This window comes from Allorhizobium sp. Av2 (genome assembly GCF_021462805.2).
In the GTDB taxonomy this organism is placed as follows: domain Bacteria; phylum Pseudomonadota; class Alphaproteobacteria; order Rhizobiales; family Rhizobiaceae; genus Allorhizobium; species Allorhizobium vitis_G.
This window is the reverse complement of record NZ_CP192696.1, coordinates 593,594-613,630: the sequence shown is the minus strand read 5'-3', so window position 1 is coordinate 613,630 and position 20,037 is coordinate 593,594. Positions and strand designations below refer to the sequence as shown.

Sequence of the window (20,037 nt, the reverse complement as noted above, 5' to 3'; positions counted from 1 at the left end):
CAGACGAGGTTATTCGTATCCAGCATACAAGCAAAAGCCCGGTGCGTTTCCAAACCGGGCTTCAATTCACTCCACTCTGGCAAAATTACCCCTCAATCCCGTCCAGCAAGTCCCGCGCCTTGGCGGTCGTCACGCGGCGCAGTTCCACTTCGTCGCGGCGGGCGGCCAGGAGTTCGGTGGCCATGAGCTGGTCGGCGAGATCGGCGGGCAGCGAGAGAAGGACGCGGGCTTCGCCGGTGTTCAGGCCATCGACATCCGAACGCTTGGCGGTGATCATGCCGCCCGCCACTGTGTTGTTGGTGTCGGGGTCGATCAGGATGAAGGCGCCGGTCGAGCGGTTCTGCTCGTAAGGGTCAAACACCGCCTTTTCGTCGAAGGCCAGATGTACCTTGCCGATGGCGTTCATGGGAAGGCTTTCCGCCGGACCCCATTTGCCGTTTTTCAGATCCAGTTGCTGCACTGGCTTGACCTGGACACGCTGACGGCGCGAGCCGCTTTTCAGCCAGTAGCGCTTATTGGGCAAGATGCCGTCCGGCTGCAAAGCCACCAACTGCGCATCGAAGGCCAGGCCAACCTGTGGCTCGGCATCGAGCGAGACAATCATGTCGCCGCGCGACACATCCACTTGCCGGTCGAGCACCAGGGTAATGGCATCACCAGCCACAGCCGCGTTGCGCACCAGGTCGAAGGTGACGATCTGCTTAACATTGGCAATGGCGCCCGAGGGAAGGATGGCGACGCTGTCGCCCGGCTTGACCGCACCACCGGCCACCGTGCCTTGATAGCCGCGAAAGCTTTCACCGGGACGCGACACACGCTGCACCGGCAGGCGGAAACCCGTCGATTGTGCCGAGCGCGAGGTGGCGCGTTCCAGCGCTTCCACCAGCGTCGGGCCGTCATACCACGGCATCGGCTCCTTGCCGGAATAGACGACATTTTCGCCCTTCAGCGCCGACATCGGAATGGCGGTGGTCTGGCGCACGCCAAGCGTCAGGGCGATGTCCTTGAACTCGTTGACGATGGCGTCAAAGCCTGTCTTGTCGTAGTTGGTCAGGTCGATCTTGTTGACGGCCAGCACGAATTGCTTGATGCCCATCAGCGAGGCAATCGTCGCATGGCGACGGGTCTGTTCCAAAATACCGGCGCGGGCATCGACCAGCAGCACAGCCAGATCGGCGGTCGAGGCACCGGTTGCCATGTTGCGGGTATATTGCTCATGGCCGGGCGTGTCGGCCACGATGAAGGAGCGCTTGTCGGTGGCAAAATAACGATAGGCGACATCGATGGTGATGCCCTGTTCGCGTTCCGCCTGAAGACCATCAAGCAGCAGCGCGAAATCCGGCAGGCCAAGATCGTTCTGCTTGCCGCTATCACGGCGCAGCGTTGCGGCCTGGTCTTCCTTGACCGCCTTGGTATCCCACAGCAACCGGCCGATCAGCGTCGATTTACCGTCATCGACTGAACCACAGGTGATGAGACGCAAGGGGCGGGAATCGCGACCGCTATAGGCGGCCTCGGCTTGAGGGACTGCATTTGCCAAGGAAAGCCCCTGCGACGGTTCTTTGGAGGAAAAATCCGATGTGGACGCCAGGTTGGCGGCGAGTGCGGTGGCGCTTGCGGTCATCTCAGAAATATCCTTCGCGTTTCTTCTTTTCCATCGATCCGGACTGATCACGGTCGATAGCGCGACCCTGACGCTCGGAGACGGTCGCAATTTCCAGTTCGGCAATCACTTCATCCAGGGTCCGGGCTTCGGACCGGATCGCGCCGGTCAGCGGGAAGCAGCCCAGCGTGCGGAAGCGGATCGATCCATGCTGCACCTGTTCGCCGGGCAGCAGTTCCAGCCGCTCATCTTCGGCCAGGATCATCATGCCATCACGCTCGATGTAAGGGCGCTTTTCGGCAAAATAGAGCGGCACAAGCGGAATGTTTTCCGCCTGAATATAGCGCCAGATATCGACTTCCGTCCAATTGGACAGCGGGAAGGCCCGCACGCTTTCACCCCGGCGGATCATGCCGTTATAGACATTCCACAGTTCCGGGCGCTGGTTGCGCGGGTCCCATTTATGGTCAGGCGTGCGGAAGGAATAGATCCGCTCCTTGGCCCGCGAGGCTTCCTCATCGCGGCGCGCACCACCGAAGGCAGCGTCATATTTGCCGGCGTCCAGCGCCTGGCGCAGCGCCTCGGTCTTCATGATGTCGGTATAGAGCGCCGAACCGTGGGAGAAAGGCGTGACACCTTCGGTCTTGCCGCGCGGATTGGTATGGACGACCAGATCCAGATCATAGCGCTTGGCCATCTCGTCGCGGAAGGCAATCATTTCCCGGAATTTCCAACCGGTATCGATATGCAGCAGCGGAAACGGCACCCGGCCTGGATAGAAGGCCTTGCGCGCCAAGTGCAGCAGCACGGACGAATCCTTGCCAATCGAATAGAGCATGACCGGGTTTTCGAACTCGCCGGCGACTTCGCGGAAAATATGGATTGCCTCGTTTTCCAGCGCCTTCAAATGCGGATCGAGCGGCGCACGGGCCACGACCTCCTTCGAATGCGGATCAAACTCGGACTGGTGCAGATGCATGACTTGATTTCCAGATGCGTGCGGCCCAGATTCGGGCTGCGATGACGGCTGCGGGGGCAGGCTCTGTACGGACATAAAACATATTCCTAGTTGCCGATGACGGGTCTTGGCTAGTCTTCAACGAGAAAAACCTCGCCAAAAGCCCAGAAAACGGCTGTTAAAGGGAACTGGAATTCAGTGATGGAATGGCAGCGTCCGGCACATGCAGGCCGCATTCGCGCTTCTCGTCGTTTTCCCACCACCAGCGGCCGGCCCGCTCAGGCTCGCCCGGCTTGATCGCACGGGTGCAGGGTTCACAGCCAATCGAGGGATAGCCGCGCGCATGCAGCGGGTTGATTGGCACAGCCTCGCTCTCTACGTAGGCGTTGATATCGTCCAGCGACCAGTCGGCCAGCGGGTTGATCTTGATCAGGTTGCGCTCGGCGTCATATTCGGCGAACGGCGTGGTGGCGCGATTGCCGGACTGGCTGCGGCGCAGGCCCGTAACCCAGACCGAAGCGCCTTGCAGCGCCCGCGCCAGAGGAACAAGCTTGCGCACATGACAGCACGCATGGCGCGCTTCAACGCTCTCGTAAAAGCCATTCAAGCCATATTTTGCCGCATAGGCGTCAATATCGTCCTGATCGGGCGCATATTGCGTTATGGAAATGCCGAAGCGCTCTTCGGTCTCGGCAATCAGATCGAGGGTCTCCTTGAACAGGCGGCCAGTCTGCAAGGTTGCTACCTCAATGGAGAGACCGGCAAGGCCGATTGCCGCCGTAATCACCTGATCCTCAAGGCCGAGGCTCGTGGTGAACACGGACCGACCGCCGAGTTCCTGCACAAGACGCAGGCGGGCGGTGAGATCAAGATCAGCGAGAGCCGCGTCCAGGGTGGCAACGGCCTGAAGATTGGATTGCGATGTCATTCGTTCTACTTCCTAGCGGGCCTACTCAATGTCCGACCAAGGCCTACTCCCAATGGCTGCGCTTGGCATAAACTGGCTGCGCCCGGCATAAGCCTGTCATTTTGCCAAGTATCGAGGTTTTTATCGTTAAAGGACAGGAATTGCCTTTTATGCTACCGCCAATGAGGAGCAAATATCACTCAAAGCCAAAGGTATAGCGCAATTCCTGCCGCCTCATCCTTGTCGCTCTTATCGCCCTTGCACCCTTTGCCCTTGCTCCTGTGGCTGCCCGTAAGCTTCATTCCAAACGAAAATGCTGACCAAACGAAAGCGCCGGCCAAACGAAAACGCCGGAAAGCAAAGCTTCCCGGCGGAATGTCCTAGATAAAAAGGGGATCTCCCCTTTAAGCGGTGCAGCTACTGCGGTCGCAACGCCTCAGCAGCCTGGCAAACCAATGCCTCAAAACTCTTCCCAGGACTGATCGGCAGCAGCAGCCGTCGCTGACGATTTGCCAGAAAAGGCACTGGCGATTTTGCGACCAAGCGCACGAGCGGGCGAAGCTACCGGCGCCTGCGCCGCATGTGCGGAATGAACGGGAGTGCCGCGAACCGGCGCGGCATAGGCCGATCCAGCATTGAACCCACTTTGTCCGCCGCCGGACAGCTTGAATTGCGACAGAAGCTGGTTCAGCGAAGCGACTTCTCTTGCCAGACCGTGGCTTGCAGCGGTGGATTCCTCCACCATCGCCGCGTTCTTCTGGGTGTCCTGGTCCATCTGATTGACGGCAGTGTTGATCTGCTGGAGGCCGGACGATTGCTCATGGGCCGCCTCAACGATGGCGCTGACGTGACGGTTGATTTCCTGCACTTCGGCCACCATGGTTTCCAGTGCCACACCCGTTTCCCCCACCAGCTGTACACCGGACTGAACCTGGCTGTTGGAGGTGGTGATCAGCGCCTTGATGTCCTTTGCCGCATTGGCGGAACGCTGGGCCAATTCGCGCACTTCCTGAGCAACGACGGCAAAGCCCTTACCTGCTTCACCGGCACGCGCCGCTTCGACACCGGCATTCAGCGCCAGAAGATTGGTCTGGAAGGCGATTTCATCGATGACGCTGATGATGTTGGAAATCTCAGACGATGACTTTTCGATCTGTTCCATGGCGATCACGGCGCGGCGCACCACTTCGCCAGATTGCTCTGCTCCGGCCTTGGTGCGCGAAACCAGGGTTCCCGCTTCCTGGGCGCGACGGGTCGAATCCTTCACCGTGGTGGTGATCTGCTCCAGGGCCGCGGCGGTTTCCTCGACGGAGGCTGCCTGCTGCTCGGTGCGCTTGGCCAGATCATCCGCCGCCGACTTTATTTCATTGGCGCCCGCATCGATTGCGTTTGCATTCTGGGCAACATGGGTCAGCGCTTCCTGCAATTTTTCAGCCGAGCTGTTGAAGCTGGCGCGCACGCCGTCCAGATGCGAAACGAAAGGCTGTCCAATGCGATAGGAGACATCGCCATCGGACAGATGCGAAAGCCCGCTGGCCAGATTGTCGACCGCGAATTGGATATCCGCCGCTTCCCTGGCCTTTTGCTCCTCACGCTCCAGACGCTCTTTTTCCGAGAGGCTGCGATTGGCCGCGGTTTCCTGCTCCAGACGGACACGCTCGATGGCATTGTCGCGGAACACGCCGACAGCGACAGCCATCTGCCCGACCTCATCCTTGCGCGACAGGCCGGGTATCTCCTGCTGCGATTCACCGTTTGCTAGCGCTATCATCCGACTGCGAAGCTTATCGATCGGACCGATAATGCCACGCGAGGTGACGAACAGCGCCAAAAGGATGGCCATCAGCATGACGCCGCCAAGAACCGACAGCGAGGTCAGGATCGTCGAATTGGTCTGATCAGTGAGATCATCGCTTTTCTTGAGAAGAGCGACGGAGTTCGCATTGTTCCAATCACGCAAGTCATCCCGCCATTTGGCAATCAACGGATCCGCCTTGAGCAGCACAAGTCTTGCTTCTGGACGCTTTCCATCAGCAACGAGTTGAACCGCCTCGTCGGTCAGAGCCTGAATGTCGCGGGCGCGGCTGGCAAATCTATCGATATCGCTGGTAAACTCCGGCGTCAGTGTCTTAGCTGTCTCCAGGCGCTTAAAAACGGTCGCAATCGCGTCCGTATAAGCCGCATTGACGCTTGCGACATCGACCGACCCAGCGTCATAAGAGACCATCTGGTAAGCGCCATATCCCATTGCTACAAGCGAGGTCGTGGCGCGGAACATCTGGCTTGCCGAAACGGTATCCGTCGTCATGAAGTCGGAATACTTCGTATCCGTCGATTTATAGCTGCTGGCCATATAGCCCAGGCCACCGATACTGATCACGCAGACCGGAACGATCAGCGACAAAATTTTCGTGCGAATGCTCGCATTGGCCAAAAAAGACATTATGCCTCGCCTCTTAAAATTATGGGGGGGAAGGAACAGAGGGAGAGGCAAGCTCTCACGAACCTGACGCTGCTTTCTTGGCTTGGCAAGAGTGCGACAGGCCACCCATCATGGGTGTTTTTACGATAGATTTCATATAGCACAATTAAGATTTAATATTTCCCTAAAATAGGTTGGGTAAATTCGAAAGGTCGAAGTCATACCCGCAACGAAAAATCCGCCCTCACCCGGACCGTAGAAATATTCGACCAGCAGGCATTGAAAACCGGTCGCCGGGACTCAATTTTGCCGCCGGCGCAAGGCCAGATTTGCAAAGAAAACCGTTTTGAGCAGGTCTGCGCGTGAAAGCACGAATCTCTAAACGACGCACACACAACAAAAAAGGCGAGGTCGCCTGACAACCTCGCCTTCATCCATTTTCGTGCACTTTAGAAGACACGGTTTCTAAAACCGGGCACCGTCAATTGACGTTTGCCCGACCTCTCATCACGCAGATCACAGCATTATGCGCCGCCCAGAAACTCTTCGCACCAGGTCTTGCCGCTTTCGACAGGCCTGTCGATGACAGGCTTGATCGCACGGATGACATAATCTGGAGAGACCGTGACCCGCACTTCGCAGCGCAGGTACTCGGTGCGCCCGGCCTTGGTGACCTTGCCGCGCTTGCCATCGGGCGTTTGCGCATAGGTCGGAGCGACCGTGCGGGTCCTGAAGCCGCCGCGCCAGCTATAGACGGTAGCACCACCAGCCTGTTCGTCGTTGATCGGTGGTCCGAACTTGGCAAAGAAGGCGCCCGCTGGCTGGCCGACCCAGCGCTCTTCCACCAGATTTTTCTTCTGTACAGGTATGACACCCGATGTCGTGGTACATCCAGCCAGCGCCAGCGCCAAGCCAGCCGTCAGCATGATCCGAAAATTCATAATTCTGTCCCTTGGTAACCCGCTTCAAGCGGCCCGGCCGAGCAGAGCCCTGCCCCGGCCACACCTGTGCCACTTTGTCTTTCGCCTTTATCCCCAAAACCTTAAATTGGAAATCACCAAGTTTCTTGCTCACGTCAACTTGTTTCAAAACGGCAACAGTGAAATACCGCGAACCGAAATTGATAAAAGATAATATTATTCATTAAATACAAATAATTAACTCAATTTTTCCGCAACCGTTCGAGGCACGCGGCACCCTCTGCGTGCGGCATTCTCACCCCTGTTGAAAAGCCATGATTTTTTTAAAGCCACCCGCTTGTCTATTGTGAAACCCTGGTTTATACGGGCGCCACTGGTCACGGAGTGTAGCGCAGTCTGGTAGCGCACCACGTTCGGGACGTGGGGGTCGAGTGTTCGAATCACTCCACTCCGACCAGGTCAAAGGCTTTTCCCGAAGGCTGTTTCCTCCTCACTATTTAAAGCACCTGCTTCTCGTGGTATCATCCTATACGATGTTATTTCGTGACCGTTTTTAACTGGCTGCGCAGTCACGGGCCTGAAGTTCCGGTATCTGGGACTAGCCAAAAAATCATAATATGGAGGGATTTTTTTTAAATCCTGCACGGTAGAGGGAATTGTACCTTAACGAGAAGATTGTCATAAAGACATAAAAGGCTGGGTTGCAGACTGCGAACGCGGCAAGGTTCACCAAATGTCGTCATAATAATTTGTTTTTTCTGCATTATTTGTAAAAATCATTCCCCTCGGAGGGGATGATGCAGAGGCCGGACAGGTCTCAGCCAGGGGTGGCTGTTCTGTCGGGCTCCGATCCAGGGGTTTTCAATGATCAAGAACTATTCATGAGCCGGAATCAGGTCGCGCGCGGCGGCGTCGAGGAATTGCGGGCAGCGTTGGCGCGCAGCAAGGCGGGCTTCCTGTCCATTGCCCTGTTCAGTTTCTTCGTCAACCTCCTGATTCTAACCGGACCCTTGTTCATGCTTCAGGTCTATGACCGGGTGCTGGCGGCGCGCTCGGAAGCCACGCTTCTGGTCCTGTTCCTGCTGGTCATCCTGCTCTATGCAATCATGGGCATTCTCGACCACGTCCGCTCACGCATCGCCGCCCGGATTGGGGCACGGCTCCAGAGCGAATTCGACATCAGGGTGTTTCGCGCCCTGCTCGATCGCTCCGCACTGGCGTCGAAGGGTATTACCGGACCACGCGGCATGCGCGATCTGGACGCCCTGCAAAAAATGCTGTCTTCCTCGGCGATTTTTGCCGTTTTCGACATTCCCTGGACGCCGGTTTTTCTGTTTGTGATCTTCGTTTTCCATCCATGGATGGGCTATCTGGCGCTGGCGGGCGGGCTGCTGCTGATCGCGCTGACGCTGCTGAACCAGCGCGGGACGAAACGCATCCAGGCAAAAGCTGCCGATGCCAGCCGGATCAGCGACGAGATGACCATGGCCTTGGCCCGCGACGCCGAAACGGTCAAGGCCCTGGGCATGCGCAAGAGTGCGGCAACACGCTGGAGGGCGACGCGCCATACGGCGCTTGCCGCCAACATTGCCTATTCGGATACCAATGGCTTTTACACCGCCATGTCCAAAACCTTCCGGATTTTCCTGCAATCGGCCATTCTGGCGCTCGGCGCCTGGCTGGTGCTGCGCGGCGAAATCAAGGCTGGCGCGATGATCGCCGGATCGATCCTGATCGGTCGGGCGCTGGCCCCAATCGAGACGGCCATTTCCCAATGGGAATTGATGCAAAGGGCACAGGAAGGCTGGCGCAATCTATCACTCCTGCTGGAACAGATCCCCGAAGACGACACCCGCACCACGCTACCTCGCCCCCGCGCGCTGTTGCAGGTTCAACAGGTTACCGCCGTACCGCCTGGCGAAAACGTGGCGACGCTGCGGATGATGAGTTTCGAACTTGGCCCCGGCCACGCGCTGGGCGTGATCGGCCCCAGTGGCTCCGGCAAATCGACCCTTGCCCGGCTGCTGACCGGCGTCTGGCAGCCAATGGCGGGCAAGATCCGGCTGGACGGCGCCGCTCTGGACCAATATGGCCCTGACGGGCTGGCCGACCATGTCGGCTACCTGCCGCAGGACGTGGTGCTGTTTGAAGGGACGATTGCCGAAAACATCGCCCGCCTCACCGCCGATCCCGACCCGGACAAGGTGATTGCCGCCGCTCGCAAGGCCGCAGCCCATGAGATGATCCTGAAACTGCCGCAGGGGTACGACACCCCCCTGCCCGCAACCGGCCAGCGGCTTTCCGGTGGGCAGAAGCAGCGCATCGGCCTTGCCCGCGCGCTTTACGGCGATCCGGTCCTGCTTATTCTGGACGAGCCGAATTCCAATCTGGATGCCGAAGGCTCCGTGGCGCTGAACATGGCAATCCGCGCCCTCAAGGCCAGTGGCGGGGCCGCCGTGATCATGGCTCATCGCCCTGCGGCGATTGAGGAATGCGATCTGGTGCTGATCATGGACCATGGCGCCCGCACCGCTTTTGGCCCGCGCGACGAGGTGCTGCGCGCCCATCTGCGCAATGCCCAGCAAGTGGTTGGCACGCAGGGCAATACCAAACAGGCCTATGCCAAACAGGAAACCACCATGACCGGCTTCGTACCCGGCACCCCGCGTAAGCCTTAGGAGAGCGACGATGAGCCTGTTTTCCCAGACATCGACGCTGGCCTCCTCTTCCCCGGCCAATATGCCCTCATCTCCCTCGGCAAAGCCGTTGTCGTCCAACTCGGAAACCGTCTGGCAGGCCCGCGGTCACACGGCGCTTGGCTATGGCGCGCTGGCGGTCCTGGTGTTGGGGCTGGGTGCCTGGAGCACGCTGACCACCATCAAGGGCGCCGTGGTCGGCAGCGGCACGGTGGAGGTGGAAACCAACCGCCAGGTGGTCCAGCATCAGGCCGGTGGCATTGTGCAGGACTTGCTGGTCAAGGAGGGCGATGTCGTCCAGCCCGGCCAGGTTCTGCTCAGGATGGATGAAAAGCTCGACCAATCCGAGCTGACGATCATTGAAAACCAGTTGTTTTCGCTGCTTGGCAATGCCGGGCGGCTGACTGCCGAGCAGGATGGCAAGAGCGAAATCAGCTTTGACCCCGAGCTTATTGAACGGGCAAAGACCGACGGCCATGTGCGCGAGATTATCGAGGGTCAGCGCAACCTGTTGCAGGCGCGCCAGGAAAACCGTGACAAACAGGTCGGGCAATTGCAGGAACGCAAGCACCAGACCGCCCAGCAAATCGAGGGCTTGAACGCCAAGCTCAATGCGCTGCGCCAGCAAAGACAATTGATCAGCGAGGAACTGGCCGTGCAGCAGAAATTGCTGCGCGACGGCCTGACCCAGACCAGCAAGGTGATGACGCTGCAACGGTCCGAGGTCGAAGCGGATGGCGAGATCGCCTCGTCCATGGCCAGCATTGCCGAAAGCCGCGCCAAGATCGCCGAGATCGAAATCGCTATTCTGAACGTCAGTGGCGAACTGCGTGAACAATCGATCACCGATCTGCGCAATGCCGAAGCACAGATTGCCGAATTGCGCCAGAAACGGGTCTCTTCCCTGGAAACCCTTGGTCGCACCGAAGTGACCGCACCAACCGGCGGCGTGGTGTTCGGCCTGACCGTGCATGCGTTGCGCACCGTGGTCAAAGCGGCGGAACCGATCCTCTATATCATCCCGCAGAATGTCGGGTTGGTGATCACCACCAATTTGCCGCCCAATGAAATCGATCAGGTGCATGTCGGCCAGAAGGCCGATCTGGTATTTGCCGCCTTCGATCGCCGCCAGACGCCGGATATCCATGGCACGGTGATCGAGGTTTCTGCCGACGTGTTCAACGATGAAAAAACCGGTAATAGCTTCTATAGGGCCAAGATCAGGCCCGATGAAAAGGAAATTGCTCGATTGGGGGATGTGCAAGTCCTGCCCGGAATGCCGGTTGAAACCTTTATCCAGACTACAGAACGCTCGCCCTTCACCTACCTTACCAAACCGCTGGCCAGTTATTTCAACAAGGCATTCCGGGAGCGGTGACGCTACTGCATATTTAAAGCGCTAAAGCACCCTACGTTTTATAAAACGCAGGGTGCTGTAAGGAAAACTCTAGCTTTACGCGTGGCCGTATATGCTGTCAGCCGAAGGCGCTCCCCAGGAAAGTCGTGGCCCTCTTTGAGGTCGATCTGCTATTGATATAAATGGCTTCATCGAGGATATCGAGGACTTCGCTATAGGATGATGTGGCCCGCAGATCCGGCGCGGCCAGCAGCGTCGCCATCGAGGGCTGAAACAGCACGCCATAGGTCGCCGCACGGATCATTGAGATGTCGTTCAAAGCGTCGCCCATTGCAAAATGAGCGCACCCCTCGGTATCGACGGCGTCGAAGCAGAGATGTTTTCCGGCCAGCCCATTCCAGAAGTCGAAGCCGGTAATAACATCCTCGTCATTGGTCTGAAAACTGTGGCAGAGGACCTGATCAGCAGCAATCTGCTCGATAAAATGCCGGTTCATCGGGCTAAAAGAATCCGAGACGATCACCACACGCCCGCGTTGCTTGAGTGCGGCGAGGAATTCCACCGCCCCATTGAACAGATCGAGTTCCGCGACACTGGCGCAGATTTCGGCCAGGGTAACGTGGTGATCGGCCAGATACTTGATCCGCTGGTCCAGCAATTGTCGGTAATCGGGAATTTCCCGCGTGGTCGCCTGGAGTTCGGGAATTCCGAACGACTTAGCGATATGCGGCCACATTTCCGGCACGAGAACGCCTTCGAGATCGATGAAGGAACAGATGGATTCGGTCATTGCGCGCCACTCCCCAAGGTGCCCGCGGTGAAGAGAATGGCCCCCAGCGAGGCGAGCACAACCCCGATCAGGATATTGAATAGACGCTGGCGACGTAGCACCACGGTTCGAATGGCCGGGTTGGACAGAAAGGTCGAAACGGATGCGAACCACAGCAAATGCGACAGGGAAATGAACAGGCCCCAGAGCAATTGGTGAGACAGCGGCGTGTCCTTGCCGATGAATTGCGTGTAGAGGCTGATCACGAAAATCGACGTTTTCGGATTGAGACCATTGGTCAGAATGCCGGTCATCATTTCCCGGCCCATGGATCTGTCGCTGGGAACCAGACTGCCTTCGACATCGCGTATCTTGCTGAAGGCCGTGGCCAGGCCCGCATAGACCAGATAGGCCGCGCCGACGAATTTAATGATATCCAGAATATTGGGGAAAATATGCTGGATAATCGCAATGCCGAACATGGCATAGATCACATGAAACCAGCAGGCGATGGCAATGCCCATCGACGCTGCAAGCCCGGATTTGCGGCCATAGAGAAAACTATTGCGCGATACCATGGCAAAATCCGCGCCGGGGCTGAGAACGGCCAGCCAGGTTATCGAAGCAATCAGAAGTATTTGTTCCATAAATATGTGGGCTCCGGCTCCGGCAACAGCCGCGCGGTTCCGCGCGGCTGACATCTGCATTTATTTTCGGCGGAAGGTCAGGACCAGAACATCGCGCAGGCCTTGTTGGTCGGGATCGAGCTTGGTGATTGGCGTTACGCCATGGGCAACGCGTTCATCATTGACAATGGCAGCATCGAAGGGGTCCGTCAGCGTAAATTCCGCCAGCTTGACGCCGTCCCGATCCAGAATGGAGGTTTCGCCTCCAACAATATTCTGCCGGTTGATGAGCACCATCAGCACGAAATCCACACCATCGCGGTGAACACCTTCAGGTGTTGGCTTGCCACCGGTCTGCACAGCCTCAATGCGGAACTGATGCAATTCGACATGCCATGTCGAAAAAGGCGACAGGGCGCCAAAGGTGGAAGAGGCGAACGAGAAAATCGCCTGCATCACCGGATTTTCAATGGTCGATGCCAATACCGGCTCGAAATGGCGCTCAATGCCGCCATTCAGAGGATTGTAGGAGGTCGTCTGGAAATGCGGCTGATGCTTTTCGAGACTGACGGGCCCGCCCTTAGGCGCGCCCGTCAGGGTTGCGTGCCGGCGAAGGCGATATTTGCCGCCGTCGGCCATATAGGTATCCGGCTTAAGATCATCCCAGGATGCCTGAAAATCAGCAATATCCTGGCTGCTAAAATGGCTTTGATGAATGACATTGAGAAAATTGTTGCCTTCAAGAAACACAAAATCGAAGTCATGCAACTGTTGGCAGACATCGATATTGGTCACATTGGCCGGATCGCTGTGCTTTAAAACTGTAATATTGCCTTGCATTGAAAATGGCTCCGATTTCATCGGCGTAACCCGCCGACACCGATTATCAATCATATGTTGTGTTTCGTGAAAACCGATATATTTTCGAGCAAACGCGTGAGGTAAATTCACACATATGTCCGACAATTCCGAATTCAGATCCAGGATGGCGCGCCTGCCGCAATTGGGGGCTTTGAAGGCCTTTTCGGTGGCGGCGCGGTATGAAAGTTTTGTGCTCGCGGCCCGGGAATTGCACGTTACACATGGGGCAATCAGCAAGCAGGTCAAGAATCTGGAGGAAAGTCTGGGCGAGCCGCTGTTCCTGCGTCGCAACCGAGCGGTCTTCCTGACGGAGCGGGGTCGTCAATTGGCGGCCAGGCTTGCCTCCGTGTTCCAGGATCTGGAAAATGTCGTCACGGATTTTCGCAGCAATGCCTATGCCCAACCCCTGATCGTCTCCTGCGAACCAACGCTCTGCCTGAAATTCCTCATCCCAAACCTTGGCGATCTGAAAGAAAGGACCGGTCTGGATGTCAAGGTTCTCGCAGCGGGCGGAAAAATCGATTTTCGCCGCGATCACGTCGATCTTGCCGTGCGGCGCAACGATTTTGCCATAGACCCCCGCCTGCATGTGAGGGAGCTGGCGCCGGAAGCGATGGGCATGGTCTGCACGCCGCAGGTGGCGGCTGACCTCAGCAAAGCGCCTCGCCCCAGCGTGCCTGCTCTGCATACCCGCTCGCGCCCCGATGCCTGGCTGAACTGGTGCAAGACCCAGCCAGGGACCCGCAAGTTCAACTCGGACATTTTCTACGAGCATTTCTATCTGGCCCTTGAGGCGGCGATGGCCGGCCAAGGCGTCGCACTGGCATCGATCCATATGGTGACGACGGATATGGCAGCCGGACGACTGGCCGCGCTCGGTGCGTTTCATGAGGATGGCACCCATTATCTCGCCGTCTCCAATAGCGATTTTGCCGCCGACGAAAGACGGCTGGTGTTTACCGACTGGCTGTCACGACGCATGCGCGCCCATCTGGCGCAGGCATCCACTGCGCGCCAGACCGCAGAAACCCGGCATCTGCCATAGGCATTCTCATCCACCAATTTTCGGCGTTTTCAGCCCCTCAAACACGGAGGGCGCATTGGGATCGGGCTTTGGCTCCTCTTCCAGAAAATCGGGCACCTGCGTGCCATTGGAATTCATCGAGCCGTAGGCGCCCTTATCCTGCAAGGCAGAGGGGTCGGTCGGAGCCGTACCGGGATCCTCGCCATCGATCGACAGGTCCGGCTGACCGAGATCGACGGGCGGCTGGGTCTTGATTGGCAGCGGCACATAGAGCGAGACGGTGACGATAATGGCAATGACCAGCAGCCAGCTGCCAAGGATGCGCGAGGGAATGTTCAGCCAGGGGCCCTTGAAGCAGCGCAGCAGAAAGGCCGGAGTGAGGATAATCCACAGGGCCGAAAGCACAGAGGCAATCGCAAAAGACGGAATGCCGACGCCGAAATCGTCCAGGCCGAGAAACAGCGAGAAGGAAAAGGCAACAACGGCAGCGGATGCCAGCATGGCCCGATCCCGCCAGCGCCCCGAAAGCCAGAGACTGGCGCCGGTGATGGCGACGGCCACCGGCGCGATCAGGTACAGCACCTGCCCCAGCGCGCTCTCGCGAATGGCGACGAAGATCGGGTCGAAAAACAGCAGCATGACCGATAGCACGGCGAGAAACACGCCGATGGTGATGGCGAATTGCCGGGCGCTGGGCATCATCGCGCAGGCGACCGCGATGCCCAGCATGGCCAGAACCAGATCATACACCGAGAAGGTGAACAGCGCGCCAAGCTCGGTAAAGCCATAATCATGCGGCAGGCTTTGCGATACCGCCAGCAGGAACAGGCCGAAACCGGCCAGCAGCGCACTGGCGCGAAAACGATCCGTCTTCATAACGCGACGGGCTTGCGCCCAGGTGTCATTACCGGACGCAGGAACGGCCTTGCCCTGCCCCTCGCGTTGCGGCTTGGTAGAATGAGAGCCATGCGGCGGCGTGTCGCGGCCCTTCTGGCGGCGTTTGCGGGAGGTGGGCGCCGTGGAGGATGTCCGGTGCGTGTCGTTCATCGGGCCTGGCCTTTGCGAGTGTGACGACCCGGCCTATCTCACAATCAAGGCAATTTGTCACCCACGCGGCTCTTCATCATGCCTTTACAGCGCCGTGCGTTTTATAAAACGCACAAAGGACGCTGTAACACTTTAAATCTGCTGCATAATTCCTTAAATCGATTCCGATTTAAGGAATTATGCAGCAACCGTACGGTTCAGTGCGTCAGCCGCACCGTGCTACCGATGATGTTCTTGGAGATTGCCGTATAGACATCCTTGATATTGGTGGTGGAGGCGCTGAAGTAATATTTGGTGCCGCTGGAGCAGGTCTGCAAATTCTGGACATCGGCTTCCGAACTATAGGAAATCGCGTAAATCTCGATACTGTTGGATTTGATCGAGTCGCAGGTGGTCAAAAGCGCACTGGTGGCGGTATCGTTGCAGGATTTCGTGCGGTTTTTATCGCAGATCCAGTCCAGCTTTTCGGTACTGCTCTTGGCAGGGTCTGTAGAACCGAATTTCACATTCATCTCGCCATCGGTCATGAAGACGATGACCTTTTTGACCTTTTCGGAATAATCGGCGGGCGAGGTCCCACCCCCCCATGCAGAGCGCCATTTCGGCGACAGCGTGTACCAGCCAGCCAGCATTCCGGCATCAAGCCGGGTGGAGCCTTCCGACGTCATGTCCGCCACCGCGCTTTGCAACGTGCTAAAGCTCGATGTCAGGGAAACGATGGGCGGTGGACAAAAACTGGTGGAAGATCCGCTATTGGAATCCTGGGCCACGAAAGCCTCGGTGCTGGGTGGCGCATCACTCAGACCGTAGGTGCCGATGGCACCATTATCCTTCATTTCCACGTCGGCGCGCGGCTCGACGCAGCCGATCCAATAATAGTTACTGGAGGTATAGGCGAGCGTCGTGACATTATCGATCCACTGGCTGAAACTATATTTCGAGTCCTTATAATAGGACTTGGGATCGGTCCAACGGCTAGGCACGGCAGCATTGCCGCCATGGGCCTTCAACCAGTCCTTATGGGGGAGGCCGATGTTGAAACGGCTGGAAAACGGCGCGATGGCGATCTTGCTGCGCTTGGCAACCGTGGCATCATTGGCAAAGGAGGTCAAAAAGCTCTTCACCGCCGTCTGCATCGGCACAAAACGGCCTTCCTCGATCATCGAGCTGGAGACGTCGAGCACCAGGGACACTTCGAGATCAATATTGCCCGGCAGCGCTGCACAGGATTTGGCCGAGACATCTACGGTCTTGACGCCAGCGAGCTGCATGAAACTGGTCGGCACGCCCTCGCCAACGACAATGCAAATTTCCTTGCCGTCCGCCGACAAGGTCGGCCCACTCAACCGCTTGGGCACCGCGGCGGTATCAACGTCATTGGAACCCTGATCCGCCAATTTGGACTCGAGATAGCTGTCGATCCCCGCCGCAAGGGCGTCGACGCCGGAAGACGAGGAATAGCTCGACGCCGCAGCCAGGATAGCCGAATCGGCGGTCACCTGAATATCATTGCGATGATCGCGTGCCGAACTGTAATCTACCGCCGCACCGACAGCCAGAAGCAACGGCATAAGCAAAATAGCCGACATGACGGCGAAATTGCCCTTGTCATCGGCGAGAAGCTTTGAAACTGTATCTTTAAGGCGCATTTTACCCAACCATGTGTTGAAGCCTCCGGGACATCAGTCCTGACCTTCAATCCTTGTTGGGTAACTGTTTTATAAAACCATTTAAAACAAAGCCGAAATCTAATTGATAAAATGCAACTCAACAGGCAATTTTGTGCCGAAACGGCGAATAAACATACGGTAGCTTCAAACTTCCTTCGCCATGAGGCGCCTCTGCTTGATGCTTGCCTGGGCGGCGGACAGCCGGGCGATCGGCACCCGGAAGGGTGAGCATGAGACGTAATCCAGCCCGACATCCTCGCAGAAATGAATCGAGGCCGGGTCGCCGCCATGTTCGCCGCAAATGCCGAGCTTCATATCGGGCCGGGTCTGGCGACCGCGCTCGGCGGCCATGCGGATCAACTCGCCGACCCCATCGAAATCCAATGAGATAAACGGATCGCGCTCAATAATCCCTTTGCGCTGATAGGTCGGAATGAAGGCGGCCGCATCATCGCGTGACATGCCGAACGTGGTCTGGGTCAGGTCATTGGTGCCGAAGGAAAAGAATTCGGCAGCCTCGGCAATCACATGGGCGCGGATGGCGGCACGCGGCAGCTCGATCATCGTGCCGACCAGATAGGAGATTTCCAGCTTGCCTTCACGCATCACTTCAGAGGCAATCCGGTCGATCACACCCTTCACATAATCGAGCTCTGAGCGCAGCCCGACCAGCGGCACCATGATTTCAGGCACGACCGGCGCGCCGGTCTCAAGGCCTGCGGCAACGGCGGCTTCGAAAATTGCCCGCGCCTGCATTTCGGCTATTTCCGGATAGGAAATCGCCAACCGGCAGCCGCGATGGCCGAGCATGGGGTTGAATTCGTGCAAAGCCTCGACCCGCTGCGCCAGCGCGCGCGGCTCCATGCCCATCGCCACCGCCACCTCGGCGATTTCCTTGACGGTCTTCGGCAGGAATTCATGCAATGGCGGATCGAGCAGCCGGATCGTCACCGGCAGGCCATGCATGATGGTGAACAGCTCGGTAAAGTCCGAGCGCTGCATCGGCAGCAGCTTGTCGAGGGCAGCCCGGCGACCCGCTTCGTTTTCAGCAAGAATCATTTCGCGCATCACATGAATGCGCTCGCCTTCGAAAAACATGTGTTCGGTACGGCAAAGGCCGATGCCCTCGGCGCCGAAAGAACGGGCGGCACGGGCATCGCCCGGTGTATCGGCATTGGTGCGCACCGTCATGCGCCTGATACGATCGGCCCATTGCATCAGTTTGGCGAAGTCGCCTGATAGTTCCGGTTGCAGCATCGGCACCGCGCCCTGCAAAACCTGGCCGGAGGAACCATCGATGGTGATGATATCACCCTTCTTCAGCTTGACGCCGACGCCCAGCAGCACACCATTGCGGATATCGACCCGCATGCTGCCCGCACCGGCCACGCAGGGAATGCCCATGCCCCGCGCCACCACCGCCGCATGGCTGGTCATGCCGCCACGGGTGGTCAGGATCGCTTCGGCGGCATGCATGCCGTGAATGTCCTCCGGGCTGGTTTCCATGCGCACCAGAATAACCTTGCGGCCTTCTTCCTTGGCGCTGACAGCATCTTCGGCGGTAAAGACGATTTCGCCGGTGGCCGCCCCCGGTGACGCCGGCAGGCCGGAGCCGATCACATCACGCGCCACGCGCGGATCGATGGTGGGATGCAAAAGCTGGTCCAGCGACGCCGGCTCGATGCGCGACACCGCCTCGTCCTCGTCGATCAGCCCTTCCGCCACCATATCGACAGCGATCTTCATGGCCGCCTTGGTGGTGCGCTTGCCGGAGCGGGTCTGCAACATCCATAGCTTGCCGCGCTCAATGGTAAATTCCACATCCTGCATGTCGCGGTAATGGGTTTCAAGCTGCGCGCAGACCGCCGTAAACTCGGCAAAGGCCTTGGGCATCAGCTTTTCCATCGACGGCTTGTCGGAACCGCTTTCCAGCCGCGCCCGCTCACTGAGGGATTGCGGGGTGCGGATGCCCGCCACCACGTCCTCACCCTGGGCATTGACCAGAAACTCGCCGTAAAGCTGGTTTTCTCCTGTCGACGGATTGCGGGTAAACGCCACGCCGGTGGCCGAACTGGAGCCGAGATTGCCAAACACCATGGCCTGGATATTGACCGCCGTGCCCCAATGGCCGGGAATATTGTGCAGTTGCCGATAGGTAATGGCGCGGGCGTTCATCCAGCTGGCAAACACCGCTGCCACCGCCCCCCAAAGCTGAACCGCAGGGTCCTGCGGAAAGGGTTCGCCCAGTTCATCCTCAATCAATTGCTTGTAGAGGTCAGTCACATGCTGCCATTCATCGGCGCTCAGTTCGGTGTCGAGTTCATGGCCAAACCGGCCTTTTTCATGCTCAAGGATTTCCTCGAACACTTCATGATCCAGCCCCAGAACGACATCGCCATACATCTGGATGAAGCGGCGGTAACTGTCCCAGGCGAAGCGAGCGTCTCCGGCGCGATGGGCAAGACCGACCACCGTCTCATCGTTCAGGCCGAGATTGAGCACCGTATCCATCATGCCGGGCATGGAAGTGCGCGCACCCGAGCGCACCGACAGAAGCAGGGGATTTTTGGCATTGCCGAACGTGCGTCCGGTCTCGGCTTCAATCAGGTCGATACCGGCCAGCACCTCTGCCTTCATGTCATCAGCCAAGCTGCGGCCATGGGCGTAGAAATGCGTGCAGGCATCCGTGACAATCGTCAAACCCGGCGGCACGGGCAGGCCGAGACCCGCCATTTCGGCAAGATTGGCACCTTTACCGCCCAACTGTTCGACATCGCCAGCGCCGCCCTCAGCCTTGCCGCCGCCGAAGCTGTAGACCCACTTCCCCATGGTCGTTTTTCTTTCTCCGCCCGACTGTTGTTGTTTTCGCATCGGATTTCCCGAAAACCGGTTCCCACTTTTCGGTCCGATGCTTGTATCCCTCAAAAGACTTAGCGCATTCGTGATCCGTTGAAAATCTCATAATATCAATCGTATCCCGCATTGCAGCATAATTGCGGCATCCCAGTGTAAAGATCAACGTGTCGAGGCTCGACTTGGCATTGAGCGATGGTTGGGACGGGAAAGTGGCCAACGCCTGTTTCGAGGGCGATTTTCTCGCTCAACCAATTGATATTTCAAAAATTTGTGACGGAATGTCGCAAATTGGCTCAACCAATTGTGAAGAGAAATTAACGT

At 57.9% G+C, this 20,037-nt stretch carries 13 protein-coding genes, 1 tRNA gene and 1 pseudogene; 4 read left to right on the top strand and 11 right to left on the bottom strand.

The window, feature by feature from the left end; all coding sequences use genetic code 11:
* Positions 1-85 precede the first annotated feature (85 nt).
* From cysN to FS819_RS02895, 5 genes are all read right to left on the bottom strand, one after another.
* Positions 86-1,624: a sulfate adenylyltransferase subunit CysN gene (gene cysN / locus FS819_RS02915; RefSeq protein ID WP_156548268.1), complete on the bottom strand. Its 1,539-nt coding sequence runs from the start codon at positions 1,622-1,624 to the stop codon at positions 86-88.
* Between the two features lies 1 nt (position 1,625).
* A complete protein-coding gene (cysD, locus tag FS819_RS02910) occupies positions 1,626-2,582 on the bottom strand; it encodes a sulfate adenylyltransferase subunit CysD (protein WP_156548270.1) in 957 nt (318 codons plus the stop codon).
* Positions 2,583-2,739: 157 nt separating this feature from the next.
* A complete protein-coding gene (locus FS819_RS02905) occupies positions 2,740-3,489 on the bottom strand; it encodes a phosphoadenylyl-sulfate reductase (RefSeq protein WP_156548272.1) in 750 nt (249 codons plus the stop codon).
* A 439-nt stretch (positions 3,490-3,928) separates the two neighbouring features.
* Entirely contained in the window at positions 3,929-5,911 is a 1,983-nt protein-coding gene (locus FS819_RS02900) for a methyl-accepting chemotaxis protein (protein ID WP_156548274.1), read from the bottom strand.
* A 503-nt stretch (positions 5,912-6,414) separates the two neighbouring features.
* Complete coding sequence (locus FS819_RS02895) at positions 6,415-6,831, bottom strand: hypothetical protein (RefSeq protein ID WP_156548276.1); 417 nt, start codon at positions 6,829-6,831, stop codon at positions 6,415-6,417.
* Between the two features lie 359 nt (positions 6,832-7,190).
* Here FS819_RS02895 and FS819_RS02890 point away from each other — a divergent pair.
* From FS819_RS02890 to FS819_RS02880, 3 genes are all read left to right on the top strand, one after another.
* A tRNA-Pro gene (locus FS819_RS02890) sits at positions 7,191-7,267 on the top strand.
* Positions 7,268-7,691: 424 nt separating this feature from the next.
* Positions 7,692-9,488, top strand: a complete 1,797-nt coding sequence (locus tag FS819_RS02885) for a type I secretion system permease/ATPase (protein WP_156548278.1) — start codon at positions 7,692-7,694, stop codon at positions 9,486-9,488.
* 10 nt (positions 9,489-9,498) lie between these two features.
* Entirely contained in the window at positions 9,499-10,884 is a 1,386-nt protein-coding gene (locus FS819_RS02880) for an HlyD family type I secretion periplasmic adaptor subunit (protein WP_156548281.1), read from the top strand.
* Positions 10,885-10,981: 97 nt separating this feature from the next.
* On the opposite strand, the gene thrH is transcribed toward FS819_RS02880, so the two are convergent.
* From thrH to FS819_RS02865, 3 genes are read right to left on the bottom strand one after another with little or no spacing between them, the layout of a single operon-like run.
* Complete coding sequence (gene thrH / locus FS819_RS02875) at positions 10,982-11,653, bottom strand: bifunctional phosphoserine phosphatase/homoserine phosphotransferase ThrH (protein ID WP_156548283.1); 672 nt, start codon at positions 11,651-11,653, stop codon at positions 10,982-10,984.
* Positions 11,650-12,279, bottom strand: a complete 630-nt coding sequence (locus tag FS819_RS02870; protein ID WP_015915216.1) for a LysE family translocator — start codon at positions 12,277-12,279, stop codon at positions 11,650-11,652. The genes thrH and FS819_RS02870 overlap by 4 nt, the downstream gene beginning before the upstream one ends.
* A 60-nt stretch (positions 12,280-12,339) precedes the next feature.
* Positions 12,340-13,098 carry a 2OG-Fe dioxygenase family protein gene (locus tag FS819_RS02865; RefSeq protein ID WP_156531588.1) on the bottom strand — a complete coding sequence of 253 codons (759 nt, stop codon included), beginning with the start codon at positions 13,096-13,098 and terminating at the stop codon, positions 12,340-12,342.
* Positions 13,099-13,213: 115 nt separating this feature from the next.
* Here FS819_RS02865 and FS819_RS02860 point away from each other — a divergent pair, with 115 nt between their 5' ends.
* The gene (locus tag FS819_RS02860) at positions 13,214-14,164 is read left to right on the top strand and encodes a LysR family transcriptional regulator (RefSeq protein ID WP_234624784.1); all 951 of its coding nucleotides are present in this window, start codon (positions 13,214-13,216) and stop codon (positions 14,162-14,164) included.
* A gap of 6 nt (positions 14,165-14,170) precedes the next feature.
* Here FS819_RS02860 and FS819_RS02855 read toward each other — a convergent pair whose 3' ends face one another.
* From FS819_RS02855 to ppdK, 3 genes and pseudogenes are all read right to left on the bottom strand, one after another.
* Positions 14,171-15,190, bottom strand: coding sequence for an acetyltransferase domain-containing protein (locus FS819_RS02855; protein WP_156548285.1), 1,020 nt, complete (start codon positions 15,188-15,190; stop codon positions 14,171-14,173).
* A 1,523-nt stretch (positions 15,191-16,713) separates the two neighbouring features.
* A pseudogene (locus FS819_RS02850) lies at positions 16,714-16,761 on the bottom strand (hypothetical protein); the annotation flags it as partial.
* Between the two features lie 243 nt (positions 16,762-17,004).
* Entirely contained in the window at positions 17,005-19,689 is a 2,685-nt protein-coding gene (ppdK, locus tag FS819_RS02845; protein ID WP_156548289.1) for a pyruvate, phosphate dikinase, read from the bottom strand.
* Positions 19,690-20,037 lie beyond the last annotated feature (348 nt).